This window comes from Mesorhizobium sp. M1348 (genome assembly GCF_040317925.1).
Classification (GTDB): Bacteria; Pseudomonadota; Alphaproteobacteria; order Rhizobiales; family Rhizobiaceae; genus Mesorhizobium.
In genome coordinates, this window is sequence record NZ_JAMYLH010000019.1 from 19584 (window position 1) to 44685 (window position 25102).

The 25102-nt window shown below is 63.2% G+C and carries 24 protein-coding genes and 1 pseudogene; 10 read left to right on the plus strand and 15 right to left on the minus strand.

Annotation, left to right across the window (positions count from 1 at the left end; all coding sequences use genetic code 11):
• Positions 1–271: 271 nt before the first annotated feature.
• The 6 genes from NKH13_RS25210 to NKH13_RS25235 all read left to right on the plus strand — a co-directional run bounded on the left by NKH13_RS25210 (position 272) and on the right by NKH13_RS25235 (position 4533).
• Positions 272–1810 carry a DegQ family serine endoprotease gene (locus NKH13_RS25210; RefSeq protein ID WP_352915119.1) on the plus strand — a complete coding sequence of 513 codons (1539 nt, stop codon included), beginning with the start codon at positions 272–274 and terminating at the stop codon, positions 1808–1810.
• A gap of 133 nt (positions 1811–1943) precedes the next feature.
• Positions 1944–2555, plus strand: coding sequence for a molybdopterin-dependent oxidoreductase (locus NKH13_RS25215; protein WP_352915121.1), 612 nt, complete (start codon positions 1944–1946; stop codon positions 2553–2555).
• The gene (locus NKH13_RS25220) at positions 2552–3301 is read left to right on the plus strand and encodes an FAD-binding oxidoreductase (protein ID WP_352915124.1); all 750 of its coding nucleotides are present in this window, start codon (positions 2552–2554) and stop codon (positions 3299–3301) included. Before NKH13_RS25215 ends, NKH13_RS25220 begins: the two co-directional genes overlap by 4 nt.
• 442 nt (positions 3302–3743) lie before the next feature.
• Complete coding sequence (locus NKH13_RS25225) at positions 3744–3947, plus strand: DUF680 domain-containing protein (RefSeq protein WP_352717268.1); 204 nt, start codon at positions 3744–3746, stop codon at positions 3945–3947.
• Between the two features lie 71 nt (positions 3948–4018).
• On the plus strand, positions 4019–4225 hold the full coding sequence (locus NKH13_RS25230; RefSeq protein ID WP_352717269.1) for a DUF680 domain-containing protein: 207 nt from the start codon (positions 4019–4021) through the stop codon (positions 4223–4225).
• Between the two features lie 68 nt (positions 4226–4293).
• Entirely contained in the window at positions 4294–4533 is a 240-nt protein-coding gene (locus NKH13_RS25235; protein WP_352915127.1) for a DUF680 domain-containing protein, read from the plus strand.
• A gap of 80 nt (positions 4534–4613) precedes the next feature.
• On the opposite strand, the gene NKH13_RS25240 is transcribed toward NKH13_RS25235, so the two are convergent.
• The 5 genes from NKH13_RS25240 to NKH13_RS25260 form a co-directional block, all read right to left on the minus strand.
• Positions 4614–5726, minus strand: coding sequence for an ABC transporter ATP-binding protein (locus NKH13_RS25240; protein WP_352717271.1), 1113 nt, complete (start codon positions 5724–5726; stop codon positions 4614–4616).
• Positions 5727–5755: 29 nt separating this feature from the next.
• Positions 5756–7420, minus strand: a complete 1665-nt coding sequence (gene bglA, locus NKH13_RS25245; RefSeq protein WP_352915130.1) for a beta-galactosidase BglA — start codon at positions 7418–7420, stop codon at positions 5756–5758.
• Positions 7421–7424: 4 nt separating this feature from the next.
• A complete protein-coding gene (locus NKH13_RS25250; protein ID WP_352717274.1) occupies positions 7425–8579 on the minus strand; it encodes a carbohydrate ABC transporter permease in 1155 nt (384 codons plus the stop codon).
• A 1-nt stretch (position 8580) separates the two neighbouring features.
• Positions 8581–9594, minus strand: a complete 1014-nt coding sequence (locus NKH13_RS25255; protein ID WP_352717276.1) for a carbohydrate ABC transporter permease — start codon at positions 9592–9594, stop codon at positions 8581–8583.
• Positions 9595–9821: 227 nt separating this feature from the next.
• Positions 9822–11177, minus strand: coding sequence for an ABC transporter substrate-binding protein (locus NKH13_RS25260; RefSeq protein ID WP_352915135.1), 1356 nt, complete (start codon positions 11175–11177; stop codon positions 9822–9824).
• A gap of 361 nt (positions 11178–11538) precedes the next feature.
• Between NKH13_RS25260 and NKH13_RS25265 the strand changes: the two genes are divergently transcribed.
• Entirely contained in the window at positions 11539–12561 is a 1023-nt protein-coding gene (locus NKH13_RS25265) for a substrate-binding domain-containing protein (RefSeq protein WP_352915137.1), read from the plus strand.
• Between the two features lie 83 nt (positions 12562–12644).
• On the opposite strand, the gene NKH13_RS25270 is transcribed toward NKH13_RS25265, so the two are convergent.
• The gene (locus tag NKH13_RS25270; protein ID WP_352717280.1) at positions 12645–13553 is read right to left on the minus strand and encodes a LysR family transcriptional regulator; all 909 of its coding nucleotides are present in this window, start codon (positions 13551–13553) and stop codon (positions 12645–12647) included.
• A 95-nt stretch (positions 13554–13648) separates the two neighbouring features.
• On the opposite strand from NKH13_RS25270, the gene NKH13_RS25275 reads away from it, so the two are divergent.
• The 3 genes and pseudogenes from NKH13_RS25275 to NKH13_RS25285 form a co-directional block, all read left to right on the plus strand.
• Positions 13649–14467, plus strand: coding sequence for a class I SAM-dependent methyltransferase (locus NKH13_RS25275; RefSeq protein ID WP_352717281.1), 819 nt, complete (start codon positions 13649–13651; stop codon positions 14465–14467).
• Positions 14468–14490: 23 nt separating this feature from the next.
• Entirely contained in the window at positions 14491–14985 is a 495-nt protein-coding gene (locus NKH13_RS25280) for a DUF8737 domain-containing protein (protein ID WP_352717283.1), read from the plus strand.
• A 65-nt stretch (positions 14986–15050) separates the two neighbouring features.
• A pseudogene (locus tag NKH13_RS25285) lies at positions 15051–15228 on the plus strand (transcriptional regulator); the annotation flags it as partial.
• A 161-nt stretch (positions 15229–15389) separates the two neighbouring features.
• Here the strand turns inward: NKH13_RS25285 and NKH13_RS25290 are convergent.
• The 9 genes from NKH13_RS25290 to NKH13_RS25330 form a co-directional block, all read right to left on the minus strand.
• Entirely contained in the window at positions 15390–15827 is a 438-nt protein-coding gene (locus NKH13_RS25290; protein ID WP_352717284.1) for a YybH family protein, read from the minus strand.
• A gap of 362 nt (positions 15828–16189) precedes the next feature.
• The gene (locus tag NKH13_RS25295; RefSeq protein ID WP_352915142.1) at positions 16190–17641 is read right to left on the minus strand and encodes a S8 family serine peptidase; all 1452 of its coding nucleotides are present in this window, start codon (positions 17639–17641) and stop codon (positions 16190–16192) included.
• A complete protein-coding gene (locus NKH13_RS25300; RefSeq protein ID WP_352915145.1) occupies positions 17631–18299 on the minus strand; it encodes an anti-sigma factor in 669 nt (222 codons plus the stop codon). Before NKH13_RS25300 ends, NKH13_RS25295 begins: the two co-directional genes overlap by 11 nt.
• Complete coding sequence (locus NKH13_RS25305) at positions 18296–18859, minus strand: sigma-70 family RNA polymerase sigma factor (protein ID WP_352452243.1); 564 nt, start codon at positions 18857–18859, stop codon at positions 18296–18298. The genes NKH13_RS25300 and NKH13_RS25305 overlap by 4 nt, the downstream gene beginning before the upstream one ends.
• Before the next feature lie 136 nt (positions 18860–18995).
• Positions 18996–19835, minus strand: a complete 840-nt coding sequence (locus NKH13_RS25310; RefSeq protein WP_352717288.1) for an alkaline phosphatase family protein — start codon at positions 19833–19835, stop codon at positions 18996–18998.
• A gap of 102 nt (positions 19836–19937) precedes the next feature.
• Positions 19938–21608 (minus strand): ABC transporter ATP-binding protein, encoded by a 1671-nt coding sequence (locus tag NKH13_RS25315; protein WP_352717290.1) that lies wholly within the window; start codon positions 21606–21608, stop codon positions 19938–19940.
• Positions 21608–22435 carry an ABC transporter permease gene (locus tag NKH13_RS25320; RefSeq protein ID WP_352717291.1) on the minus strand — a complete coding sequence of 276 codons (828 nt, stop codon included), beginning with the start codon at positions 22433–22435 and terminating at the stop codon, positions 21608–21610. The genes NKH13_RS25315 and NKH13_RS25320 overlap by 1 nt, the downstream gene beginning before the upstream one ends.
• Positions 22436–22446: 11 nt before the next feature.
• Positions 22447–23406: an ABC transporter permease gene (locus NKH13_RS25325; protein ID WP_352464556.1), complete on the minus strand. Its 960-nt coding sequence runs from the start codon at positions 23404–23406 to the stop codon at positions 22447–22449.
• Positions 23407–23422: 16 nt separating this feature from the next.
• Positions 23423–25009, minus strand: a complete 1587-nt coding sequence (locus tag NKH13_RS25330; RefSeq protein WP_352464554.1) for an ABC transporter substrate-binding protein — start codon at positions 25007–25009, stop codon at positions 23423–23425.
• Between the last annotated feature and the right edge of the window lie 93 nt (positions 25010–25102).

Genomic DNA, 25102 nt, shown 5'->3' on the forward strand with positions numbered 1-25102 from the left:
TGGGTATGGTGCTGATTCGCCCCAACGATCCGCCGCAAGGCGGGTTTTTGTTTTCGGGTTTCGGCGCCAGCCCGGCACGGCGGTTGCCAGCCGGAAATTAAATCTTCGTAATATTATCTGGAAACGACGATCGGTGCCCTAAATGCGGGGCTGTCGATCCGGTCGGCTGCCGTGACAGGCGAGACAGGCAAGGCCGACGACCGACGCGCCGGTGAATCGTTCCGGTGACGGAACGTTGTGGCTTCACCAATCTCTCGCCCGGACAACGGCCATGTCACCAATCCAGACCCTTCGCAGACATCGCGTCGCCGCTCTGCTGGGCGCCGCGCTGGTTGTCAGCCCCTTCGCCCTGCCTCTCGCTCCCAGGCTGAATGATGTCCTGGCGGCAACAGTCACCCCTCCCGTCACCGGCATGACGGCGCCGAGCGGCTCGTTCGCGCCGGTCGTGGCGGCGGACAAACCGGCGGTGGTGACCATCACGACGGTCATGAAAGCTCAACAGCCGGACACCATGAGCGACGCCTCGCCGTTTGGCGGAACCTCGCCTTTCGACGACTATTTCCGCCATTTCTTCGATGACCAGGGACAGCCCGCCCCCAAAACACCGCCGGAGCAGGCGCCGCGCACCGAGGCCCTCGGCTCAGGCTTCATCGTCGGCGCCGACGGCACCATCGTCACCAACAATCACGTCGTCGACGGCGCCCAGTCGATCAAGGTGACGCTCGACGACGGCACCGAGCTTCCCGCCAAATTGATCGGCCATGACGCCAAGAACGATCTTGCCGTGCTCAAGGTCGAGGCCGGCAAGCCCTTGCCGACCGTCAAATGGGGCGATTCCGATAAGCTCATGCCGGGCGACCAGGTGCTCGCCTTCGGCAATCCTTTCGGCCTTGGCACCACGGTCACGGCCGGCATCGTCTCGGCGCGCGGCCGCGACCTGCACAGCGGGCCGTTTGACGACTTCATCCAGATCGACGCGCCGATCAACCGGGGCAATTCCGGCGGCCCGCTGACGGATGTGAACGGCAATGTCGTCGGCATCAACACGGCGATCTTTTCGCCGAATGGCGGCAGCGTCGGCGTCGGCTTCGCCATCCCCTCGGACCAGGCGCAAAAGGTCGTCGCCAAGCTGATGAAAGGCGGCTCCATCCAGTACGGTTATCTCGGCGTCCAGATCCAGCCGGTGACGCCTGACATGGCGAGCGCCATCGGCCTCGATCACCCCGCCGGCGTGCTGGTCGCGCAGGTCAGCGACGGATCGCCGGCCGCCAGGGCAGGCATCGAGACCGGCGACGTCATCACCAGCTTCGCTGGCCAGGACATAAAGGATCCAAGGGATCTGTCGCGCGCCGTCGCCGACGTTGCGCCCGGCACGAGGGAAACCCTCAGTGTCTGGCGCAAGGGGCAAAGCCTGCAGATCTCCGTCGAGGTCGGGCGCAACGAAGACGACATGGCAACGGGATCGGTGACAGGCGATCAGGGTCAGCCGTCGACGGAGCAGGGCTTTCGCGCACCGGCGCTCGGTCTCGGCCTGATGGACGTCACCCCGGATGTGCGCCAGGCAATGAACCTGGCAGGCAACCAGCACGGCGCACTGGTCGAGCGCGTCGACCCGAACAAGGCGGCATCGGCTTCCGGCATCCAGCCCGGCGACATCATCGTCACCGTCGACCAGCATCCGGTGAGGAGCGCCAGGCAGGCTAACCAGGCGATTGTGCAGGCTGCCAAATCTGGCAAGAAATCGGTGCTGCTGCTTGTCGAGCGTGGCGACGCCCAGATGTTTGTCGCCGTGCCCTTCGCCAGTGGCTGAAGCAGACGGCGCGCTGCCAAGGTCGATGTAGAGCATTGCCGCCAGGCCGGAGCCAAGATTTCGGTTGCCCGCGGGCGCGTCTTCGAGAAAACTGACAAAGGTCGATTGGACCTTGCGCAAACGGATATTCTCGATGGTTACCCGAGGCTTCTCTTCCGGACGAAAGCCGCCGACGGATACGGATGCACGTATCCCGCCGGGGCAATATCTCGAGCAAGGTTTCCCGGTCCTGTCGGCCGGCCCGACGCCGCATGTGCGCACCGAGGATTGGTCGTTCACGCTTAAGCATGGGCCGCGGCCAATCAAGAAGTGGCACTGGGCCGAGTTCAACGCGCTGCCCTTGACCAAGATGACGCGCGACATCCATTGCGTCACCGCATGGACCAAGTTCGACACGGCGTGGCAGGGCGTGCTGGTCGACGACATCCTTGCCGACGCCGGCATCGAGCCGCCCACTGCCTTCACGCTGGCGCTGGGTTTCGACGGCTATTCCACCAATGTGCCGACGAAGGATCTCACCGGCGGCAAGGCGATGGTGGCGCTGCTTTACGAGGGCAGGCCGATCACCCCCGACCATGGCGGCCCGGCACGGCTGCTCGTTCCGCATCTCTATTTCTGGAAATCGGCCAAATGGCTGAACGGGTTGCAGTTCACCGAGCGTGACGAGCCGGGTTTCTGGGAGTTGCGAGGCTATCATATCTATGGCGACCCGTGGCGCGAGCAGCGCTACACGAACGATCCATGAGCGGCGACGCACCGGCGGCGCAGTCGCCCTGGCAGACGGTCACCATCACCCGCATCCAAAAGCGTACGCCGCGCGTCACCAGCTTTTTCCTGCAGCCCTCGCGGCCCTTCGCTTACCGGGCCGGACAGCATGTCGACGTCAGGCTGACTGCACCTGACGGCTATCAGGCGCGCCGCTCCTACTCCATCGCCTCGGCGCCGGAGACCGGCGAGACCATCGAGCTGGCGATTGAAAAACTCGAGGACGGCGAGGTCTCGCCATTCTTTCACGAGATCGCGGCGGTGGGCGACGAGGTCGAGTTGCGCGGGCCGCTCGGCGGCCATTTCGTCTGGTCCGACGGCGATGGCGGACCGCTCCTGCTCGTCGGCGGTGGGTCGGGCGTGGTGCCGCTGATGTCGATGGTCCGTCACCGGGCGATGCGGGGATCGCTGGTCGCCGCCGCCCTGGTGTTTTCGGCGCGGGTCTGGGACGAGGTGGTCTTTCGCGACGAGTTGATCGACCTCGCCGAGCGCCGGGATGGTTTCGACCTGGTGCTGACGCTGACGCGCGAGCCGGCCCGCCGTCCGGCGGATTATGCGCGGCGGATCGACGCCGCGATGATGGTGCAAGCCATGACGAGGCTGCCCGCGCCGCTGAAGCTCGCCTTCGTCTGCGGCTCGAACGCATTCGTGACGGCCGCCGCCGAGGCACTGATCGATGCCGGCGTGCCGGCGGCACTCATCCGCACCGAACGCTACGGGGTCTGACCCGGTTCTGCTTGCCCGGTTGCTGCCTTCGCCGGCCGGCATAAATGGGCCGAAAACAGGCAGAACGGCGAGGCCGCGTTTGGCTGAAATGGTTAACGATTCCATAAACAACCCCTGCTGCTACTTTTATCGGTTTTAAAAAATCGAACCGAACGGTTCGTTTCTGTTGACAATGCGTGCAGGACGCTGTGAACGCTGCCTCTCCAAGTCACCTTGCAGCCAGACCGATGCTACGGGCTATCCACCTGATATTTATAAATAAAATTGTGGCGAAGGGAATCTCTGGCACAATTTCAAGGTGTAGATTCTTGGTCCACACCAAACAACTTCGTGATTGGAAACTGGCCATTGGCTTTCCCACATCGGGGCTGTCCGAACGACGCGAATTCCTCCCAAGACACGCCGCTAGACGGACCGAAAACTAAGATACTGGAGTACTAAAATGAAAAAGATCGCTCTTGCCGCCGTCGCCGTTTTGGCCATCACCGGCAGCGCCTTCGCTGGCAGTGACAACTTTGGTTCCAATGGTGCGAACCAGCCTGCCGCTTCGGTCGACAGCTCGTACACGGCTTCCATTCAGAAGCCGGTTCATGCTGACAAGCAGCCTGTCCAGGGCGCCGACCGTAACCTCTTCGGCAACAACTAACAGCCGATCCCAGTATCAGGGCGGCGGGCATATCCGCCGCCCGGGATCTGAAAAAATTCAGGAGTATTAAAATGAAAAAGATCGTTCTTGCTGCCGCCGCCGTTCTGGCCATCACCGGCAGCGCTTTCGCCGCTAGCGACAATTATGGTTCCAACGGTGCCAACCAGCCTACCGCTTCTGTCGATAGCTCGTACACGGCTTCCGTCAAGACGTCGGACCAGGCTGAAAAGCAGCCGGTCGTCCAGGGCGCCGACCGCAACCTCTTCGGCAACAACTAACAGCCGATCCCACCATCAAGGCGGCGGCATGCCCGCTGCCGGGACCCGAGAAATTCAGGAGTATTAAAATGAAAAAGATCGTTCTTGCTGCCGCCGCTCTCTTGATTGCCGCCGGCAGCGCCTATGCCCGCAACGACAATGTTGGCGGCACCGACATCAACAAGCAGACGACCGTCAACGTCGACAAGACGCAGACGTATTCGGTGCGTGACAGCAACTCGCCGATCTACAAGCTGCTGAATTCGTCTGGCGATGTGCCTAAGTCCGCGCCTCAGGGCGCCGACCGCAACCTCTTCGGCAACAACTAACAGCCGAACTGGAATTAAAAACAAGAGCGGCGGGCCATGCCCGCCGCTCTTGTCTTTTGCATGGCGGAAAAACGCCTGCTTCAAGCCGCCTTTGCTTCTGCTTCATGGAGCGCGAAAGAGCGCCCGTCCGCGTCGAAAATATGCAGGTCGCCGGCGTCAGCCGTCAGCCGCAGCGTCGCTCCGCGCTTGACCTCGACATTGCCCGGCAGCTTGGTCACCAGCGGCAGGTCGGCGCGGCCGATGTCGACATAGACGAGTTGGACCTCGCCGAGCTGCTCGACATAATCGACCGTGCCTTCGAACAAATAGTCGGCGCCAGTGGCAATCATCAGATCCTCCGGCCGCACGCCGAAGCTCACCGCAGCGCCTTTCGCCGAGACAGGCGTTGCGATCGGCACCGTCGCCTTGCGGCCGCCGACATGGCTGACGACGGTGGGGTTGCCGGTCCTGTCGATCGTTGCCGGCAGGATGTTCATCGCCGGCGAGCCGATGAACTGGGCGACGAACAGATTGCCGGGCCGCTTGTAGAGCTCCATCGGCGTGCCGACCTGTTCGATATGGCCTTCCTTCAGCACTACGATGCGGTCGGCCAGCGTCATCGCCTCGACCTGGTCGTGGGTGACGTAGATCATCGTTGTCGCCGGCATCGATTCCTTGAGCTTGGCGATCTCGATGCGGGTGGCGACACGCAGCGCCGCGTCGAGGTTGGATAGCGGCTCGTCGAACAGGAAGACCTTGGGATTGCGCACGATGGCGCGGCCGATGGCGACGCGCTGGCGCTGGCCGCCCGACATCGCCTTGGGCAGACGGTCGAGATATTTGGTCAGCTGCAGGATCTCGGCCGCCTGGCGCACCCGCTTGTCGATCTCGGCCTTGCTTTCCTTGCCGATCTTCATCGAGAACGCCATGTTGTCGTAGACCGTCATGTGCGGATAGAGCGCATAGGACTGGAACACCATGGCGATGCCGCGTTTCGACGGCGGCACGTCATTGACAATTTCGCGGTCGATCTTGAGCTCGCCCGAGGTGATTTCCTCCAGCCCGGCGATGCAGCGCAGCAAGGTCGACTTGCCGCAACCAGACGGACCGACGAAGACGATGAATTCGCCCGACTTTATGTCGAGGTCGACGCCGTGCAGAATGTTGAGATTGCCGTATGATTTCTTCACTTGCCTTAGCGTGACATCGGCCATGGTACGTACCCTCCAGTTCTTCCTTGAATTCAGTCGATACGCCCGAACCAGGCGCCGTAGCCGCCGAGGCGGATAGTGCCGGCGCCAGTCTGTCCCGAAAACCCGTGTCCCGGCAAGGGCTGCAGTGAGCGGCCGCCAAGATCGACTTCGGCCGGCTTTGCGCCGAGATTGAAGGCGCAGACGATCTGCTCGTTGCCTTCGCGGCGCGTGAAGGCGACGGTGTCACCGTCGCTTTCGATGAACTCGATATCGCCCTTGGCCAGTGCCGGATGAGCGCGGCGGAAAGCCAGGAAGCGCCGGTAGTGCTCGAGCAGCGAGCCGTCGTCGCCTTGCTGCACATTGACCGCTTGCGCAAGGTGCTTGCTGGGCACCGGCAGCCAGGGCTTTGCCGTCGAGAAGCCGCCATTGCGGGCAGCGCCGTCCCAAACCATCGGCGTGCGGCAGCCGTCGCGGCCCTTGAATTCCGGCCAGAAGCGGATGCCGTATGGGTCCTGCAGATCCTCGAAGCTGAGTTCAGCCTCGCTGAGCCCGAGCTCCTCGCCCTGATAGATACAGACCGAGCCGCGCAACGACATCAGCAGCGCCGAGATCACCTTGAGGTAGGCGGTCGGGTCGGGCTCGCCGGCTGCCCAGCGCGAGGCAGGGCGCATCACGTCATGGTTGGAGAAGGCCCAGCACGACCAGCCGTCGCTGGCCACCTTGCCGAAGGTTTCCAGCACCGAGCGTACCTTTGCCGCGCTGATCTTCTCCGGCGCCAGGAAGTCGAAGGAGTAACACATATGCACGCGCTTGCCGCCTGCCGTGTAGGCCGCCACTACTTCCAGCCCACGCTGCGAATCGCCGACCTCGCCAACCGCGGCCGTCGCCGGATATTCGTCGAGCAAGGCGCGGAAGCGTTCAAGGAAGCCGAGGTTTTCAGGCCGGCTCTTGTCGTAGAGATGGTCCTGGTAGTTGTAGGGGTTGACGGCAGGCGCCGTCTGGTCGTTGCGCTGCTCGGGCGGCAGCGGCGGATTGTCTTCCAAGCCTTGGCTGTGGAAATAGAAATTGATGGTATCGAGGCGGAAGCCATCGACGCCGCGCTCCAGCCAGAAGCGGGTGACGTCGAGCAGCGCGTCCTGGACCGCGCGGCTATGGAAATTGAGGTCGGGCTGCTCGGCCAGGAAATTATGCAGATAATATTGCTGGCGGCTGGTGTCCCACTGCCAGGCCGAGCCGCCGAAGATCGACAGCCAGTTGTTGGGCGGCGTGCCGTCCGGCTTGGCATCCGCCCAGACGTACCAGTCGGCTTTTGGATTGCTGCGGCTCGAACGGCTTTCCTTGAACCAGGGATGGATGTCGGCGGTGTGCGAGAGCACCTCGTCGATCATCACCTTGAGACCAAGCCGGTGCGCCTCGGCGGTCAGCGCGTCGAAGTCGGCCAGCGTGCCGAACATCGGATCGACGTCGCAATAATCCGACACGTCGTAGCCAAAATCCTTCATCGGCGATTTGAAGAATGGCGAGATCCAGATCGCGTCGACACCGAGCGAGGCGATGTAGGGCAGCCGGCCGATCATGCCCCTCAGGTCGCCGATGCCGTCGCCGTTCGAATCCTGATAGCTGCGCGGGTAGATCTGGTAGATCACGGCACCTCGCCACCAGTCGCGATCTGTAGCGAGATCGGGCTTCGGGGTGGCCTTCAAAGCGGATTGCATGATCTCAACCTCCTTTCACCGAGCCGGCAAGCAGCCCGCGGACGAAATAGCGCTGCAGCGAGAAGAACACGATCAGCGGCACGATGATGGTGACGAAGGCCGATGTCGTCAGGATCTCCCAGTCGCCGCCGCGCGAACCGAGCAACGCATTGAGCTTGGCGGTCAGCACGATCTGGTCGCCCTCGGTACCAAGGAAAACCATCGCCACCAGCAGATCGTTCCACACCCAGAGAAACTGGAAGATGGCGAACGAGGCCAGCACCGGGAACGACAATGGCAGCACGATCTTGACGAAGATCTCGAAATCGCTGGCGCCGTCGATGCGCGCCGATTCCATGATCTCGCGTGGCAGGCCGGCGATATAGCTCCTCAGGAGATAGATGGCGAAAGGCAGGCCGAAGCCGGTATGCGCCAGCCAGATGCCGAGATAGGTCTTCGACGGCACGCCGAAGAAGCTGCCGACGCCGTTATAGAGCTTCAACAGCGGGATCAGCGACATCTGCAGCGGCACGACCAGGAGGCCGATGATGACGGCGATGAGCAGGGCCCGGCCGGGAAAGCGCATCCAGGCCAGCGCGTAGGCGGCGAACGCGGCGATCAGGATCGGGATGACGGTCGCCGGAATGGTGACGGTCAGCGAGTTCATGAAGGAGCGACCGATGCCTTCCGAAAACAGCACCGTGTCGTAATTGTCGGTGGTGAATTTCGGCGGCGCCGACGAGGCGTAATAGACGCGCTGGCCGCGTTCGCCTTCGAAAGCCTTCGGCGAGGTCATGACGAAACTGCCGTCGGCATTGAGCTGCAAGGTCACGCCGTCGCCGAGATCGGCTGTCGTGCTGGCGGGATATTGCGTCGGCGCTGCCGACTTGACGCCGAAGGCGCTGATGTTGCGGGCCGGGCCGTCGCCGAAGATATTGCCTTGCAGGACGAACTTGCCGTCCTTCTCGACCTGCGCCGAGGCGGGCGGCAGCCGTCCGGCTTCCGTCTGGCTGGAACTGGTGAACGAGTTCCACCAGCCCGAAGCGATGATCTGGTCCTTGTCGCGCAGCGACGAGACCAGAATGCCGAGCGTCGGGATCGTCCAGATCGCGACGAAGATGAAGACGGCGATATGGACGCCGAAACGGCTGAAAAAGGACTTTCCGGTCGACGCGGCCATCTCAATGTCCTTCCGTCTCTTTGTTCGCCTGGCGGATGTTCCAGACCATGATCGGAATGACCGCGATCATGATGATGATGGCGATGGTGGCGCCGCGACCGAAATCGCCGCCGCCGCGGAACATCCAGTCGAACATCAGATTGGCCAGCACCTGGCTGTTCCACTGGCCGTTGGTCATGGTCAGCACAATGTCGAAAACCTTCAGCACCAGGATGGTGATGGTGGTCCAGACGACGGCGATCGTCCCCCAGATCTGCGGCACCATGATCTTCCAGAAGATCTGGAAAGGGTTGGCGCCGTCGATGACGGCGGCTTCCAGCGTCTCTTCCGGAATGCCGCGCAAGGCCGACGACAGGATGACCATGGCAAAGCCGGTCTGGATCCAGATCAGGATGACCATCAGGAAGAAGTTGTTCCAGAACGGCAGCGATATCCAGACCTGCGGCTGGCCGCCGAAATACTGGATGATGGCGTTGAGCAGACCGATCTGCGTCTGCCCGTCGCCGCGATACTCGTAGATGAATTTCCAGATGACGCTGGCGCCGACGAAGGAGATGGCCAGCGGCAGGAAGATCAGGCTCTTGGCGATGGTGCCCCACCAGATCTTGTCGGTGAGCACGGCGATTATCAGCCCGAGGAAGGTGCAGGCGGCCGGCACCACCGCCAGCCAGATGATGTTGTTGAGGATCGAGTTGCGGAACTCGCGGTCGCCGAACGCCCATTGATAGTTGGCCAAGCCGACGAAATGGCCGCCGCCGCGATCGAGGAACGACAGCCTCAGCGTCTCCACCACCGGGTAGATCAGGTAGATGGTGAGGATGATCATCGCCGGCCCGACGAACAGCCAGGGTCGGATCACCCCCTGCCGGCGCAGATTGTTAATCGCCGCCTTGCCGGAAACGCCGCGTGCCGGAAAGATTGTGTCGAGTGCCTTGTTGGCGCCCCAGAAATAGGCGACGCAGCCGCCCACGCCGATGATGATGACGAATATCGCCGAAAAAATCTGAGCCGCCATGGGTCCCTCCCCCTGCGCACGGATCCGCCAGTCGAGAATGGCTTTGGCGACGGGATCATGCGCCGATTCAGTTGTCTGGAGCGCGACCAGCCGAAAAGCAGGTCACTGGGCGCGCGTCATGCCGGAATGCGTTGTGCTCACGACAATCGACGCGACGCCAAGCACCGGATAGGATCCGGGCCGTTTGAGGCCCGGACCGCATCAGATTGGGAACTCAAGCCGGCCGCTTACTTGATCGCGTCCCAGCTTTTCTGGATGTCGGTGGCGACGTCCTGGGCGGACTTGCCGCCGACCAGGTCGATCATGCCGGTCCAGAACGCGCCGGCGCCGATCTTGCCCGGCATCAGGTCGGACCCGTCGAAGCGGAAGGTCGAGGCGTTGGCCAGGATCTCGCCCTGCTTCTTCAGCGCGTCGCTGGCATAGGCGTCCTTGTTGACCGACTTGAACGGCGTCACGAAGCCGCCCTGTGCCATCCAGATCTCATGAGCGAGCGGCAGCTTCAGGAATTCGATGAAGGCGCGCGCTGCCTTGGAGTCCTTGGTGATCATGGCCAGCGTGCCGGCGCCGAGCACCGGAGTGCCGAGCTCGGGCTTGGAGGCGTAGGGCGGGTAATAGAAGAAGTCGGCATCCTCGCCGATCTTGGTGCCTTGCGGGAAGAAGGTCGGGATGAACGATGCCTGGTGGTGCAGATAGCATTTCGGCGGCACCGAGAAGAGGCCCTTCGGGCTGTCGCGGAAATCGGTCGCCGCAACCGCCTTGGCGCCGCCCTCGACCATCTTGTCGTCGGTCGCGATCTTGCCGAAAATGTCGATGGCGTTGACCACGGCCGGATCGTTGAACGGAATTTCGTTCTTCACCCATTTGTCGTAGGTCTCGGGCGTCTGGGTGCGCAGCATGATGTCTTCGACCCAGTCGGTCGCCGGCCAGCCGGTGGCGCCGCCCGAACCAAGCCCGATGCACCATGGCGTGCCGCCGTCGGCGATGATCTTCTTTTCGAGCTCGGCAAGCTCTTCCTGCGTCTTCGGCACCTTGTAGCCGGCTTCCTCGAAATTGTCCGGCGAGTACCAGACCAGCGACTTCACGTCGGCCTTATAAGGAAAGGCGAAGAAGCCGGGCTTGCCGTCCTTGTCCTTGAAGGTGCCGAGGTCGACCCAGGATTGGCCGGCGCCGTAATTGTCCTTGACCCAGTTGGCGGTGTCGTCGCCGAGCGGCGTCAAAAGGCCCTTCGATGCCAGATCCTGGATCAGGCCCGGCTGCGGCAGCACGGCGATGTTGGGCGGGCTGCCGGCCTGCGTGTCGATGACGATCTGCTGCTCGTAATTCTCCGACGAGGAGTACTTGATCTCGGCGCCGGTGGCTTCGGAGAAGTAATCGAGGACGGTGCGGATAAGCCCTTCGTCCTCGCCGCGCCACGGTCCGAAGATCGTCAGCGTCTCGCCCTTGAGGTCGACCTTCTTGAGCTCTTCGTAGTTGGCCCAGTTGAAACGGGGATCTTCGCCCGGCTTGAACTTCAGTTCGGCTTGCGCGGGCATGGCCAGGGCTAGCGTGGCAAACGCGGCGCCCAGCAGAAGCATTTTCTTCATCGGTATTCCCTCCCAGTGGTGACAAACACCGAACGAAACCTCCATTCCGTCCGCCGGCGCTGCAGGACTGTGACTCAGTCGGAAAGGAACTGCAACCTTTCGCAGAGTCTTCCAAAGCGCTTTGGTCATTTTGATCTCGCCACTGAATTGATCGCGAGTCAAGAGGAAGCCGGCTTAATCGATTTAATTTCTGCAGTCGAGTGCCGGCGAAAGTGCGCTGCAGCACAGTTTTCTGGCGGTGCAGCAGCAAATTCGGCTTCAAACCGGTCCGAACCGTGCGTATGGTCATCACGCTCGGCAACTCGGTTCGTAGCGGCCAGATCGATTCAGATTAGAAGCGCTTTGAGGTTGGAGGCCTCCGGTGAACCTCAAGCAGCTCTCCCACATGCTGGCGCTTTCGCAGACCACGGTGAGCCGCGCATTGAACGGCTACCCGGAAGTCAACGAGGAAACGCGCCGGCGGGTGATGGATGCCGCCAAGCGTCACGGCTATCGCCCCAATCCGAGCGCGCGCCGGCTGGCGACCGGCAAGACCGGCATGATCGGCTATGTGCTGCCGACGGGAACGACCGTCGATATCGACCCGCATTTCGTCGAGTTCCTGTCCGGCCTCGGCGACTATGCGCGTTCGCACGAGCTCGACCTGGTGCTGTCACCGGCCGATGCCGACGACCAGGAGACGACCTACCGGCGCATTGTCGCCAACCGGCAGGTCGACGCGGTCTATATCTCCTCGCCGAGGCCGGCCGACCGGCGGGTGGCACTCGTCAATACGCTCGGCATTCCCTTCATCGTCCACGGCCGCAGCGAAGGCTTCGATTTCGACTACCCCTTCACCGACATCGACAATGAGGGCGCCTTCCACGAGGCGGCGCGGCTACTCGTCCAACTCGGTCACAGGCGGCTGGCACTGATCAATGGCGATGATCGCGAGACCTTCGCCATCCATCGCGAGCGCGGCGTGCGGCGCGCGCTTGCGGCAAGCGGCCTTGTGCTTCGTGATCAGCATGTCTGTTCCCTCACCATGACCGAGGAGAACGGCTACCGCGCCGCCAGGCGTCTGCTGGAACAAAGCGACGCGCCGACGGCGATCGCCTGCTCCAGCCTGATCATGGCGCTCGGCGTGGTGCGGGCGGTGCGCGATCTCGGCCTGACCATTCCGGGCGACCTGTCGCTGATCGCCCATGACGACGTCTTTCCCTGGCTGAAGCCGGAAAATTTTTCGGTGCCGCTGTCGACGACACGTTCGTCGATCCGCCTGGCCGGCGCACGCATCGCCGAACGGCTGGCGGCGCGGATTTCCGGTCTGGAGGAGGGCGCTCGCGGCGAGGTCTGGCCGGTCGACCTTGTGGTCAGGGGATCGGTCGCCGGCGCGCCTGCCTAGGGGCATAACTCAATCACTCTGAACGACCAAAGTCGCCGTTGGGTGGCTGTTGGCCAGCACAGGCAATCGCCATGCGTCATGTCTCAGGCCGCGGACTTGAGGTGATCGATAAAGACGCGCAGCTTCGGCAGGACTTGGCGCTTGCCAAGATGGTAGAGAAAGACGCCCGGCGTCGTCGCAGCGATGTCGTCCAGCACCGGTCTGAGTTTTCCTTCGGCTATCGGACCTTCGGCGACGGGTCGAGGCGTCTGCGCCAGCCCAACGCCCTTTGTCGCAGCCCCGAGCAACGTTGGATAGTCGTGCGCGATCAGTGGGCCTGAGACGATCGCCTCGATAGCACCGTTGCCGTCGGCGAAGGTCCAGGGCGCGATGGCGCCGTTCGAGCGGCGCAAGCGTAGGCAGGCGTGGTGGCGCAAGTCGTCGACACGTTCGGGGTAGCCGTGGCGCTCGAGATAGTCAGGGCTGCCGACGACCACGAACGTGAACGGCGGCGTAAGCCGCACTGCAACCATGTCGGGCGCGATGAGCTGGCCGAGGCGGATGCCGGCATCGAACCCCCCGATCGCGAGATCGACCATCTCGTCGCTCGCGGCGATCTCCAGTTCGATCTCAGGATAGGCTTGGCAGAACGACGCGATCATCGGCTCCAGGATCAATGGCACGACGGCGCGGGGCACGGACAGGCGCAGCAGCCCGGTCGGCCGTTGGCCGACGTCGCGCGCAGCCTCGCCGGCCGCGGCGATCTCCTCGAAGGCAGGGCCGGCGCGCTCGAGGAAGCGCTGGCCGGCCTCGGTCAGACCGACGCTCCGCGTCGTGCGGGCGAACAGCGCCGCACCCATGCGGGCTTCCAGCGTGCGCACCGCCTGGCTCACGGCGGACGGCGTCACGCCGAGATCGGCGGCGGCACGGCGGAAATTGCGGTGCCTGGCGACAGCCAGGAACACCTCGACGCCCTCCAGTGCACCACGCCGGATTGTGTAGTCCTGCTTCATAGGTTGTTCTGATTACAGCGGATAGTCGGATTATGGAAGCGGGCTTAGGTAAGAGCTGCAAGCCAGGAGACATCTTGCCCAGGAGATATATTGCAATGACCGATGAACTTGATGGCGTGCGCGACCATTATCGCGCGACCGGCCTGACCGAGCGGCTGAAGATGGTACTGGCTGCCCTCGGCCCGGAGGATCAGCTTCTTACGCCCCAGCAATTGGGCACCCTCGACCAGTTTCACACCCGTGGGCTTGCCTCGACCGCCGAGATTGCCCAATTGGCGGGGATCGCGGCCGGCACGTCGGTTCTGGACGTCGGCTCGGGCGTCGGCGGGCCGGCGCGCTTTCTGGCTGCGACCTATGGCTGCCGGGTTACCGGCGTGGACCTCAGCGAGCCTTTCGTGGATGCTGCGCGCTATCTGACCGAGCGCACGGGACAAAGCGGGCAGCTGTCGTTTCAGACCGCCAGCGCATTGGAGCTTCCATTCGATGATAGCCGTTTCGACGTCGTGCTGCTGCAGCATGTGGCGATGAACATCTCCGACCGGGCGCGGCTCTACGGCGAGATCCGGCGCGTGCTGAAACCAGGCGGCAGGTTTGCCACCTTCGACGTCGTCTCGGCCATTGGCGAGCCGCACTATCCGCTGCCTTGGGCGCGAACGCCGGCGACGAGCTTCCTCCTCACAGCCGAAGCGACGGGCGAGGCGATCGAACCGGCCGGCTTCCGCGTGCTGGCGTGGCAAGACGACACCGAGACCGCCAAGGCCTGGTTCGCGCAACTGCGCGCATCCGGGCCGCCGCCTTCACCAAATCTCGGCGTGGTGATGGGACCGGACTTCGCTCAGCTTTCGACCAACCTGGGACGAAATCTCATGCAAGGCCGGCTCGGCGTCCTGACCGCGGTGTTCGAGGCCGTGTGAACCAACTGTTGGGAGGACGTCAGATGTCCACGGAAGTACTGTTTCAAACCCATCTCGTTCTGGGCTATGTCGCGTGGCTGCTCTGCTTCGGGGCGTATGTCTGGCCGTGGCTCAGGTCGATGGACCGGGTCGCGGCGCAACGCGCTATCGCTACGTTGCACAGCTTCCGCTTCTTCGGGCTCGTCTTCATGGTTCCAGGCGTCGTAAGCCCCAATCTGCCTGCCGATTTCGCCGTGTTCGCCGCCTACGGCGATTTCGCGACTGGCGTGCTGGCCATGCTGGCGCTGCTCACGGTGAGGATACGCCCGCTCTTCTGGTCGTTGGTCGTCGCCTTCAACGTCGTAGGGACGGTCGACCTCATCGTCGACTATTATCACGCCATTCAGATCGGCCTTCCTGCCCGCGCGGGGGAACTGGGCGCAACCTACGCGATCCCGATCATCTACGTACCGCTGCTGATGATCACGCACATCGCCGCGTTCTATTTTCTGGCACGTCCTCGGCAAAACGCGACTTGAGCGGGCTATTCTTTGGCCGCCTCGGCCGCCTTGGTGTCCAGCAGGCCAAAGCCGAAATCATTGTCCTGAAGCCGGAAAATTTTTCGGTGCCGCTGTCGACCACACGTCCGTCGATCCGCCTGGCGGGCGCACGCATCGCCGAACGGCTGGCGGCGCGCATTTCCGGCCTGGAGGAGGGGGCTCGCGGAGGTCTGGCCGGTCGACCTGGTGGTCAGGGGATCGGTCGCCGGCGTGCCTGCCTAAAGGTCAAAACTCGATCACTCCGGGCGACCGAGTTCGACCCAGAGCGGCCGTCCGACCCTGCGAGCCCGATGACGCGGGCCGACCCTTAGCAGGGAACGGACTGAAGAACAGCCGCGCTGCAGCAGCAAAGGAGATCGATCGCTTCCCCCATACCACAACCGCTATCGGCGGAGTACCGAATCGGCCGGCTGAGCCGTCGTTATCGGATCGGCATGACGATGCACAATCTTCCACAGACCATCTTCTGGGCGAAAGACGCTCGTCGCGCGTAACGCAAGAGGCGTGACATCGCTCCGACCGCCAACCTTGGACCTGAGCCGCTCCACTTCGACGATGTATGCCAGCTCAGACGTCACACACTTCGCTATGTTCTCGAAGCCGGTAGCGTCGCCGTCCCTGTAGTTCGATGCCGCTTGCTCCATCGTCTCAATGACCTGTTTCCATCCATGCGCGAAAGGGCCAAACGGATTGCCCAGTGTTACATCGTCTCGTTGGGAAAAGAGCTTCTTCGCTGGCGCGGGGTTTCCTTTCATGAACTCATCCAGAGCCAGGTGGTATTCTTCAACTGCTTGATCGAAGTCACTGGCGTCGAGGGACACGTCATCCTCCCTGTCGTTTCTATTTCTGATCAGGACTGGCGACCACAGGTCTACATTCTGTGTGCCCGCGGTGAAGCATTTTCCCTACTGCGGCGTAGTGCAGGTTGGCTTGGTCATTATAGCACGGCGTGAGACAAGTTTCGCGACAGCGTTGTGAGACGGCTCGGTAAATGGCCGCTCTCCACCGAGGCCGGTGGAAACCCGTCGCGATATCCTGAGCGTAGAATTCTGTCCTCGAATAATGCTGCTGCCCTTGAGAGCGTCGGCCAGAGTCGAGTTTTTACACGGCCTCCACCCTTCTCGGCCATTTGCGACAACCAACTGATTGAGCTTTGATAAGGCAGAAGCTTCAAACACGAGACTTAGTTCTTCGCCGCCTCGGCCGCCTTGGTGTCCAGAAGCCCAAAGCCGAAATCATTGTCGCGCCCCTTGGGCCCGAGATCCTTTGCCGTGGCGGCGAGTGCTTTCTCGACCCAGTCGGCGGAGCGGTCGGGCGCGGCATGCAACAGATTGGCGATCGCGCCGGTCACGATCGCCGCTGCAAAGGAGGTCCCGGTCACCACATCCGAGCCGGCGCCGCTCGGCGCCACCATCTCGACGCCGGGAGCGGAGATGAAGACGTAGGCGCCGCGATTGGCCTGCGGCATCAGCCCGTCCTTGGCATCGGTGGCCGTCACCGCGATCACGCCGTCGAAGGCGGCCGGATAACCATAGGGCGCCTTCGGCCCGTTATTGCCGGCGGCCGCGACCAGCACGGTGCCAAGCGCGCGCGCATTGCGGCAGGCGATGCCGAGCAGGTCGTTCTTCGGGCCGACGAAGCTCATATTGATGATGCGGACATCCTGCTCCGCCGCCCAGTCGAGCGCCGAAAGGATCACGTCCATGGTCGACTTGCCGCCCTCGAAGGCGCGGGCGTGATAGATCCTGGCGCCCGGCGCCATGCCTTTGAACGCGCCGGTGCCGGCGATCAGGCCGTCCACCGAAGTGCCGTGGTCGCGGGCCTTGATCGGCACGTCGGGCATGGCATCGAACTGCCCGGCAATAACGCCGGAAAGCGCCGGGTTGCTGTCGTCGATGCCGGTGTCGATGACGCCGACGCGGACATTCTCGCCGCTGGCCGCGTTGGCGTCGAGTGCGATGCGCTCGAACGCATAATTGACGATGCTGGCCGCCTGCTGCAGCGCATAGACATGGTTGGCCTCACGCCGCAAAATGCGGCCGTTGGCGGCAAGTTGCGCCAGCACGACGCCGACCGGGCGGCCATCGGGTATGCCGAAGCGCACCAGCGTGTTGCCGAGCAGCCGCGACTGCCGCTGCGAGCGTATTTCGAGGCCGAACGAGGCGGCGATCTGCTGGACCGCACCGGCATCGCCATTGATCGTGACCAGCACCTCGTCGGGCACGAAATCGCCGATCACGGCGCGCCGCGGCTCGGTTGCGACAAGATCGGTCGGCGCAACCACCGGACCGCCCGGCGCGGCAGCCTGTGTTGCCGGGGCGCCCGAAGGCGGAGCAGACGGCGGGGCCGCAGTATTGCCAGGAGGTATCGGCGCCCCGGTGACTGCGGTAGGATTGGGGAACAGGTCGACAATCAAGCCCGGAAGAAACACCGCGCCCGTCGTTCCAGGAGCCGGCGCTTTGCCGCCATCCTTCACGCCGCCGCCATCCTTGGCGCAGTCGGCGTTGGCAGCACTTCCCCGGTTCAGGCAGTCGATCTCAGCCTGGGTGAGGTTCGGGTCGTTGGTCTGGGCCATTGCGGACGCGGCGAAGATTGTGATCGCCGCCGTCAATCGAATGACCGCCTTAGCCGCCATCAGCCGGTTTCCTTCCCTCCAGGGCAGCTTCGGTGAAAGGCTGGGCGGCAATAAGGCCAAGCAGCTTCTGATAGTCGGCGGCGGTCTTGGCCGGAACGCCAAGGCGGAAGACGCCGTCGGCGGTCGGCCCGCCGGCGATCTTCAACTGGTTCTGGTCGAGAAAAGCGACGATGTCGGACAGCTTCGCATCCGGTTTGAACTTCACCAGTGCAAACGGCATTTTGGCCAGATCGTGCTCCGATCCGGCAATCTCGAAATCGCCACCTCTGTTGCCGGTCTGCACAAAGGATTGCGCGACGACCAGGGCCAGCAGCACCGTGGCCGCCGCCCAGGCGACGCCGGCGGGCACCGCCATGAAGCGGCTCCAGGCCTGCGCCAGCCAGGACGATGCCGCAGGCGCGCGGGCCGGGCCGGCCTCGGCGTCGAGCGCCCTGGCAAAGCGGCTGAGCGCATCGGCCGGCGGGCGGATTGCCTCGTTGGCGGCAGCGGTGCCGGAGAATTCGGCCTCGGCCTCGCCAAGTGCGGCCATCGCCGCCGGATCGCTCGCCAGCCATTCCTCGATGGCTTCGAGCTCGGTGCCCTCCAGCGAGCCGTTCAGATAAAACGGCAGCAGCATTTCCATTTTGTCGCGGCGCGACATTTTTTCAGCGGCGCTCATGGCCACCCCCTGTCGTAACCGGCGGCCTTGAGGGCTTCGCCGAGTTTCTTGCGGGCGTAGAACATCCTGGTCTTGACCGTGGCGACCGGGATGCCGAGTACCTCGCCGATCTCGCTCACCGATTGCCCGTGATAATAGGCAAGGTCGATCACCGTACGGTGCTCTTCCGGCATGGCATCGATGAAGCGTCGCAAGGCAGCGGCCTTGTCTTCCTTCATTGTCACGACTTCCGGCGTGTCGGCGCCGTCGGCGACCTGGGCCGCGTCATCGTCGTCGATCCAGTCTTCCTTCTTCTTGCGTAGCAGGGACAGCGCCTTGAAGCGGGCAATGCCGAGCAGCCATGTCGAGACCTCCGAGCGGCCCTCGAAGGCCGGCGCCTGCCGCCAGAGTTCGAGGAACACCTCGTTCGCGATATCGTCGGCCATCAGTTCCGATCCCGTCTGGCGTGCCACGAAGCGGTAGACCCGCGCGTGGTGGCGCATGAACAGGAGCCGCACGGCGGCACGGTCGCCCTTCGCGACCCGCTCGACGAGCGCGCGATCGGTCTCCGCGGCAGTCATCGCCGGTCGAGCCGCCTGGCTCCTGCCTTCTCTGTCGCTGATCGGCCCAAAAAGGTTCACCGCATCCGCCCGAGGAATTTTGCGGAGGCTAGCCGAAGAGCGGGAACGTTGCCAGAGGGGAGAAGAGGGCGCGCGCTCAGCTCAGAAATGGCTCGGCCTTCATTGTCGCCGGCACCGGCACGCCGAGACGCGCAAGCACCGTCGGCGCGAGTTGCAGCTGATCGAGCAGCGTATTGGCTTCCGGACCCTCGCCGGATCCGAAGTAGTAAAGTGCGAAATCCTGCATCTCCTCGTCGTGGCCGCCATGATGGCCGCGATTGGTCTGGCCATGATCGGCGGTGACGATCACCTCGTAGCCGGCCTCCCGCCAGCGCGGCAGGAAGCCGGCGAGCATGGCGTCCATTGCATAGACGGCATGATCCATCTCGTGGCAGTCATGGCCGAAGCGGTGGCCCATCGAGTCCAGCGTGCAGCTGTGCAGGATGCCGTAGTCGATGCCGTAGCGCCTGGTCAGCATGGTCAACGTCGCGAACAGGTCGACGTCGCTCGGCGTCATCTGGTTGCTGTCATTGTAGCCGGTCATGGTGTGGAACCGGCCATGGCTGATCGGCCCGCCCGGCTCGTCGAACTCCATGTCCTCCACCAGGTCGAACGGATAGCCCCGGAAGAATTCGGACCAGTAGGAATGGGTGACCGCACCCGTCTTGCCGCCGGCCTTCGTGACTTCGGAAAAAACGTCCGGCTGTTCGACGCGAAACCGGTTTTCGTTGGACAGGATGCCGTGCACTTGGGGCGGCACGCCGGTGTGGATTGAGGCATAGCAGGATGCCGAGGTCGACGGCAGCACGGAGCGCATCTTCCACACGCGCGCGTCGCCGGATTGCACCCAGCCTTCGAGATTGCCCATCAGCCGTCGCCAGTTCCGGTAAGGCACGCCGTCGAGAATGATGAGCAACAGTTTTGTGTCGAGCGCCATAGGCGGCTCCATGCGGTTTAGTCGGATAAGTCGGATCGTGCGCCTGGGGCCTGCCGTTCAATCCACGCCCGGACAGGATCGTCACGCGCAATGGCCGGCCCGCTAGTTCCCCGCGCTAGCCATGCGGCGTCCCTTGATCGCCTTTTCCAGCCAGCCGATCTCCATTTCGGGCACCGACGACAGCAAAAGATCGGTATAGGCATCGAAGGGTGGCGTCAGCACGGTGCTCTTGGCGCCGTAGCGCACCACTTCGCCGCGATACATCACGGCGATCGAATCGGCGATCGACTTGACCGTGGCCAGGTCGTGGGTGATGAACAGATAGGCGACGTTTTCCTCTTTCTGCAGCCCGAGCAGCAGCTCCAGTATGCCGTGGGCGACCAGCGGATCGAGCGCCGAGGTCACCTCGTCGCAGATGATCAGCTTCGGCTTGGCGGCGAGCGAGCGGGCGATGCAGACACGCTGTTTCTGGCCGCCGGAAAGCTCGGCCGGGTAGCGGTCGACAAAACCCTTGCCCATCTCGATCTTGTCGAGCAGTTCCGCGACACGGGCGTCACGTTGCCTTCCGCGCAGACCGAAATAGAATTCCAACGGCCGGCCGATGATGGTGCCGACCGTCTGGCGCGGGTTCATCGCCACGTCGGCCATCTGGTAGATCATCTGCAGTTGGCGAAGATCCTCTTTCGGCCGGTCGGCAAGCCGGTTGGCGAGCGGCCGTCCGTCGAAGGTGACGGTGCCTTGTTCGGGCGGCAAGAGGCCGGTGATGGCGCGCGCCAGTGTCGATTTGCCGGAGCCGGACTCGCCGACCACCGCCAGCGTCTGGCCCGGGAAAATATCGACCGAGACGTTCTTCAGCACCTTGATGTGACTGCGGCCATAGGCGGCGGTGATGTTCTTGACCGACAGGAACGGGCTCGTGCCGGGCTTCTGCTCCTGGTGTTCGATCTCATGCACCGAAACCAGCGCGTTGGTGTATTCCTGGCGCGGCTCCTTGATGATCTGGCGGGTGCCGCCCCATTCGACCAGCCGGCCATGGCGCAGCACCATGATCTCGTCCGAGACCTGCGCGACGACAGCAAGGTCATGAGTGATGTAGAGCGCCGCGACATGAGTGTCGCGGATGGCGTCCTTGATCGCCGCCAGCACGTCGATCTGCGTCGTCACGTCGAGCGCCGTGGTCGGCTCGTCGAAGACGATCAGGTCGGGCTCGGAACACAGCGCCATCGCCGTCATCACACGCTGCAGCTGGCCGCCGGACACCTGGTGCGGAAAGCGTTCGCCAATGCTTTCGGGGTTCGGCAGGCTGAGCTTCTTGAACAGCGCGACGGCGCGTTTTTCGGCCGCGGCCCGTGTCGCCCTGCCATGCAGCAGCGTCGCTTCGACCACCTGGTCCATCAGTCTGTGCGCCGGGTTGAAGGCCGCCGCCGCCGATTGCGCGACATAGCAGACCTCGCGACCGCGCAGCTTGCGAAAGCCCTCCTTGCCGCCTTTGAGGATATCCCGGCCGTTGAGGATGACCTCGCCGCCGGTGATGCGCACGCCGCCGCGGCCGTAGCCCATCGACGACAGGCCGATGGTCGATTTGCCGGCGCCGGACTCGCCGATCAATCCGAGCACCTTGCCCTTCTCCAGCGTCAGCGAGACATCGTGCACCAGCACGATGTTCTTCGGCGCCTCGCCCGGCGGATACACGGTGGCCTCGATGCGCAGATTGCGGATGTCGAGCAGCACGCCGGACTTCGGTTGCCCGGGCTTCGGTTGCTTGTCAGCCATTACCCGCGTCCTCCCTTCAGGCTTGTCGTGCGGTTGAGCACCCAGTCGGCGACAAGATTGACGGAAATCGCCAGCGCTGCGATCGCTGCCGCCGGAATGAGGGCGGCGCCTATGCCGAAGACGATGCCATCCTTGTTTTCCTTGACCATGCCGCCCCAATCGGCGTCCGGCGGCTGCACGCCAAGCCCGAGGAAGGACAGCGTCGACAGGAACAGCACGGCATAGATGAAGCGCAGGCCGAGTTCCGAAACCAGCGGCGACAGCGCATTGGGCAGGATTTCGCGGAAGATGATCCAGCCGCTGCCTTCGCCACGCAATTTGGCCGCCTCGACGTAATCCATGACGTTGATGTCGACGGCGACCGCCCTCGACAGGCGGTAGACGCGGGTCGAGTCGAGAATGCCCATGACCAGGATCAGTGTCACCAGATTGGATGGCAGCACCGAAAGCACGACAAGGGCCATGATCAGTGTCGGGATCGACATCAGGAGATCGACAAGCCGTGACAGCAGCGTGTCGAACCAGCCACCGAAAACCGCTGCCGAAAAGCCGAGGATGGCGCCGAGCGAGAACGACAGCGCGGTCGCCAGCACCGCGATGAACAGGGTGATGCGGGCGCCATAGATCATGCGCGACAACAGATCGCGGCCGAGATTGTCGGTGCCCAGCCAATGCGCCGCCGACATCGGTTCCCAAGGGACGTCGCTGACGATCTCTGCATTACCGTGCGGCGCGATCCACGGCGCGAAGATTGCCGCCAAGACGAACAGTGCCGTCAGCACGATGCCGATCAATGCCGGGATGGGGATGCGTTTGATGACGAGCATGCCCGACCCCTTCATTTCGGATGTCTGAGGCGCGGATTGGCGACAATCGCCGCTATGTCCGCGATGATGTTCAGGCTGATGTAGACGGCGGCGAAGATCAGCCCGACCGCCTGCACAACCGGCACGTCACGCTTGGTGACGTGGTCGACGAGGTATTGGCCCATGCCTGGATAGACGAAGATAACTTCGACCACGACGACGCCGACGATCAGGTAAGCGAGATTGAGCATCACGACGTTGATGATCGGCGCAATGGCATTGGGGAAGGCATGCCTGCGGATGACCGCGAAGGCCGAAAGCCCCTTGAGTTCGGCGGTTTCGACATAGGCCGACTGCATGACATTGAGGATCGCGGCGCGCGTCATGCGCATCATATGGGCGAGCACCACCAGGGTCAGCGCCGCCGCCGGCAGTGCGATGGCCTGAATGCGTTCGCCGAAAGGCATCCCGTCATAGACAGTGGAAATGGCGGGAAACCATTGATGTTGCACCGCGAAGAAAAAGACGAGAACATAGCCGACGAAGAATTCCGGGAAGGACGTCGAGGCCAGCGCCAGTCCCGAGATCAGCTTGTCGACCCAGCCATTGCGGTAGCGCACCGCGATCAGCCCGAGGATGATCGCCAGCGGCACCGCGACGACCGCCGCCCAGAAGGCGAGGAACAGCGTGTTCCACAGCCTTCCCTTGATCGAGGTTGCGATATCCTGACCGCTCGACATAGCCGTACCGAGATCACCGGTCAGGATGCCGCCGAGCCAACGAAAATAACGGATGTAAGCCGGATCATTGAGGCCGAGCTGCTCGCGCAGATTGGCGAGCGACTCCGGTGTCGCCGACTGCCCGAGAATGGCTTGTGCGACGTCGCCGGGCAGGATCTGGGTGCCGGCGAAGATCAGGACCGAAACGGCCAACAGAAGGATGATGCCCAGCGCAATGCGCTGGGCCACCAGTTTCAAGATGGGTGAGGACATATCCGCAAGGCCGGGCTCAGGCTTCGAGCCAGCACTTCGCGAGAGCATATCCGTTCATCAACTCCTGATGCGGATCATCCACCCAGCCGGCAACCTTGGCGCCCGTCGCGTCGATGAACTGATTGAACATCGGCAGGATCAGGCCGCCCTCGTCGCGCACCATCACAGCCATGTCGTGGTACATTGCCTTGCGCTTGGCCTCGTCGAGCTCGGCGCGAGCCGCCAGCACCATCTTGTCGAAATCCGGACGCTTGAACCGTGTGTCGTTCCAGTCGGCCGTCGACAGATAGGCGGTAGAGTACATCTGGTCCTGCGTCGACCGGCCGCCCCAGTAGGAGGCGCAGAAGGGCTGCTTGTTCCAGACTTCCGACCAGTAGCCGTCGCCCGGTTCGCGCTTGATCTCCAGCTTGATGCCGGCCTTGGCCGCGCTTTGCTGGAACAGCTGTGCGGCGTCGACGGCACCGGGGAAGGCGACGTCCGACGTCCGGAGCAGGACGGCACCGTCATGGCCCGATTTCTTGTAGTGGAACTTGGCCTTGTCGGGATCGTATTTGCGCTGCTCGATCTCGGTGAATAGCGGGTACGATGCATTGATCGGGAAGTCGTTGCCGAGCGAGCCATAGCCACGCAGCACCTTGTTCAGCATCTCCTCGCGGTCGATCGCCAGCTTCAACGCCATGCGCAAATCGTTGTTGTCGAACGGCGCGGTGTTGCAGTGCATGATGAAGACGTAGTGGCCGGGTCCCGAATGGTTGCGGATGGTGACGCCGGGCACGCGCTTGATCAGATCGACGATCTTCGGCTCGACGCGGTTGATCATGTGGACCTGGCCGCCCTGCAGGGCCGCCGTACGCGCCGTGGCGTCGTTGATGACGATGATCTCGATCTGGTCGGCATGGCCCATCTTGTCGCCCTGCCAGTAGTTGGCGAAGCGCTCGCCGCCATGGCGCACGCCGGGCTCGTTGGTGGTGACCTTGTAAGGACCCGCCGAGATGCCGGCATCGGCCTTGTCCTTGCCGCCATTCGGCTGAATGATCAGGTGATAGTCGCTAAGCAGGTAGGGCAGGTCGGCATTCGGCTCCTTCAGCGTCAGCACCACTTCCTTGCCGCTGGCCTTGATGCTCTCGATGCCTTTCATGTAACCGAGCGCGCCGGACTTCGACTTCTCGTCCGAATGGCGTTCGAGGGTGGCGGCCACGTCCTCTGCAGTCACTTTCTTGCCGTTGTGGAACTCGACGCCATCGCGGATCTTCAGCGTCCAGGTCTTGGCGTCGTCCGACGAGCCGATCTCCTCGGCAATGCGGTTCTCGAGCTTGCCTTCGGGAGACAGCTCGACGATCAGTTCGCCCCACATCTTGCCGAAGGCGAACGGCACCTGCGTCATGAACAGCGCCGGATCGAGGCTGTTGGTGGATTCGCCACCGACCAGGCCGGCCTTGAGCGTGCCGCCCTTGACCGGACCCGCCGCGCGGGAAGCGCTGGAAAGCAGCGAATTGGCGAAGGTTGCGGTGACGCCGAGCGCTGCCGCCCGGCCGAGAAAATCACGACGGCTCAGTTTGCCGGACGCAACGCGCCGGCTCAGATATTCCAGTTCGTTAGACATGTTGAGTTCCTCACTCTGTTGGTCCGACCTTATGGTCGTTTTTCTCATTTTCAATTGGGAGAATAATGACCGTAAGGGAAAGCGGTAAGCAAG

What these genes read in the sequence shown, in the direction of transcription:
- NKH13_RS25275 (WP_352717281.1), top strand. Translation starts at nt 13,649, where the DNA reads ATGACCGATGAACTTGATGGCGTGCGCGACCATTATCGCGCGACCGGC.
- NKH13_RS25210 (WP_352915119.1), top strand. Translation starts at nt 272, where the DNA reads ATGTCACCAATCCAGACCCTTCGCAGACATCGCGTCGCCGCTCTGCTG.
- NKH13_RS25240 (WP_352717271.1), bottom strand. Translation starts at nt 5,726, where the DNA reads ATGGCCGATGTCACGCTAAGGCAAGTGAAGAAATCATACGGCAATCTC.
- NKH13_RS25310 (WP_352717288.1), bottom strand. Translation starts at nt 19,835, where the DNA reads ATGGCGCTCGACACAAAACTGTTGCTCATCATTCTCGACGGCGTGCCT.
- NKH13_RS25315 (WP_352717290.1), bottom strand. Translation starts at nt 21,608, where the DNA reads ATGGCTGACAAGCAACCGAAGCCCGGGCAACCGAAGTCCGGCGTGCTG.
- NKH13_RS25330 (WP_352464554.1), bottom strand. Translation starts at nt 25,009, where the DNA reads ATGTCTAACGAACTGGAATATCTGAGCCGGCGCGTTGCGTCCGGCAAA.
- NKH13_RS25220 (WP_352915124.1), top strand. Translation starts at nt 2,552, where the DNA reads ATGAGCGGCGACGCACCGGCGGCGCAGTCGCCCTGGCAGACGGTCACC.
- NKH13_RS25305 (WP_352452243.1), bottom strand. Translation starts at nt 18,859, where the DNA reads ATGACTGCCGCGGAGACCGATCGCGCGCTCGTCGAGCGGGTCGCGAAG.
- NKH13_RS25280 (WP_352717283.1), top strand. Translation starts at nt 14,491, where the DNA reads ATGTCCACGGAAGTACTGTTTCAAACCCATCTCGTTCTGGGCTATGTC.
- NKH13_RS25230 (WP_352717269.1), top strand. Translation starts at nt 4,019, where the DNA reads ATGAAAAAGATCGTTCTTGCTGCCGCCGCCGTTCTGGCCATCACCGGC.
- NKH13_RS25270 (WP_352717280.1), bottom strand. Translation starts at nt 13,553, where the DNA reads ATGAAGCAGGACTACACAATCCGGCGTGGTGCACTGGAGGGCGTCGAG.
- NKH13_RS25215 (WP_352915121.1), top strand. Translation starts at nt 1,944, where the DNA reads ATGGTTACCCGAGGCTTCTCTTCCGGACGAAAGCCGCCGACGGATACG.
- NKH13_RS25300 (WP_352915145.1), bottom strand. Translation starts at nt 18,299, where the DNA reads ATGAGCGCCGCTGAAAAAATGTCGCGCCGCGACAAAATGGAAATGCTG.
- NKH13_RS25235 (WP_352915127.1), top strand. Translation starts at nt 4,294, where the DNA reads ATGAAAAAGATCGTTCTTGCTGCCGCCGCTCTCTTGATTGCCGCCGGC.
- bglA (WP_352915130.1), bottom strand. Translation starts at nt 7,420, where the DNA reads ATGCAATCCGCTTTGAAGGCCACCCCGAAGCCCGATCTCGCTACAGAT.
- NKH13_RS25320 (WP_352717291.1), bottom strand. Translation starts at nt 22,435, where the DNA reads ATGCTCGTCATCAAACGCATCCCCATCCCGGCATTGATCGGCATCGTG.
- NKH13_RS25225 (WP_352717268.1), top strand. Translation starts at nt 3,744, where the DNA reads ATGAAAAAGATCGCTCTTGCCGCCGTCGCCGTTTTGGCCATCACCGGC.
- NKH13_RS25255 (WP_352717276.1), bottom strand. Translation starts at nt 9,594, where the DNA reads ATGGCGGCTCAGATTTTTTCGGCGATATTCGTCATCATCATCGGCGTG.
- NKH13_RS25325 (WP_352464556.1), bottom strand. Translation starts at nt 23,406, where the DNA reads ATGTCCTCACCCATCTTGAAACTGGTGGCCCAGCGCATTGCGCTGGGC.
- NKH13_RS25250 (WP_352717274.1), bottom strand. Translation starts at nt 8,579, where the DNA reads ATGGCCGCGTCGACCGGAAAGTCCTTTTTCAGCCGTTTCGGCGTCCAT.
- NKH13_RS25295 (WP_352915142.1), bottom strand. Translation starts at nt 17,641, where the DNA reads ATGGCGGCTAAGGCGGTCATTCGATTGACGGCGGCGATCACAATCTTC.
- NKH13_RS25260 (WP_352915135.1), bottom strand. Translation starts at nt 11,177, where the DNA reads ATGAAGAAAATGCTTCTGCTGGGCGCCGCGTTTGCCACGCTAGCCCTG.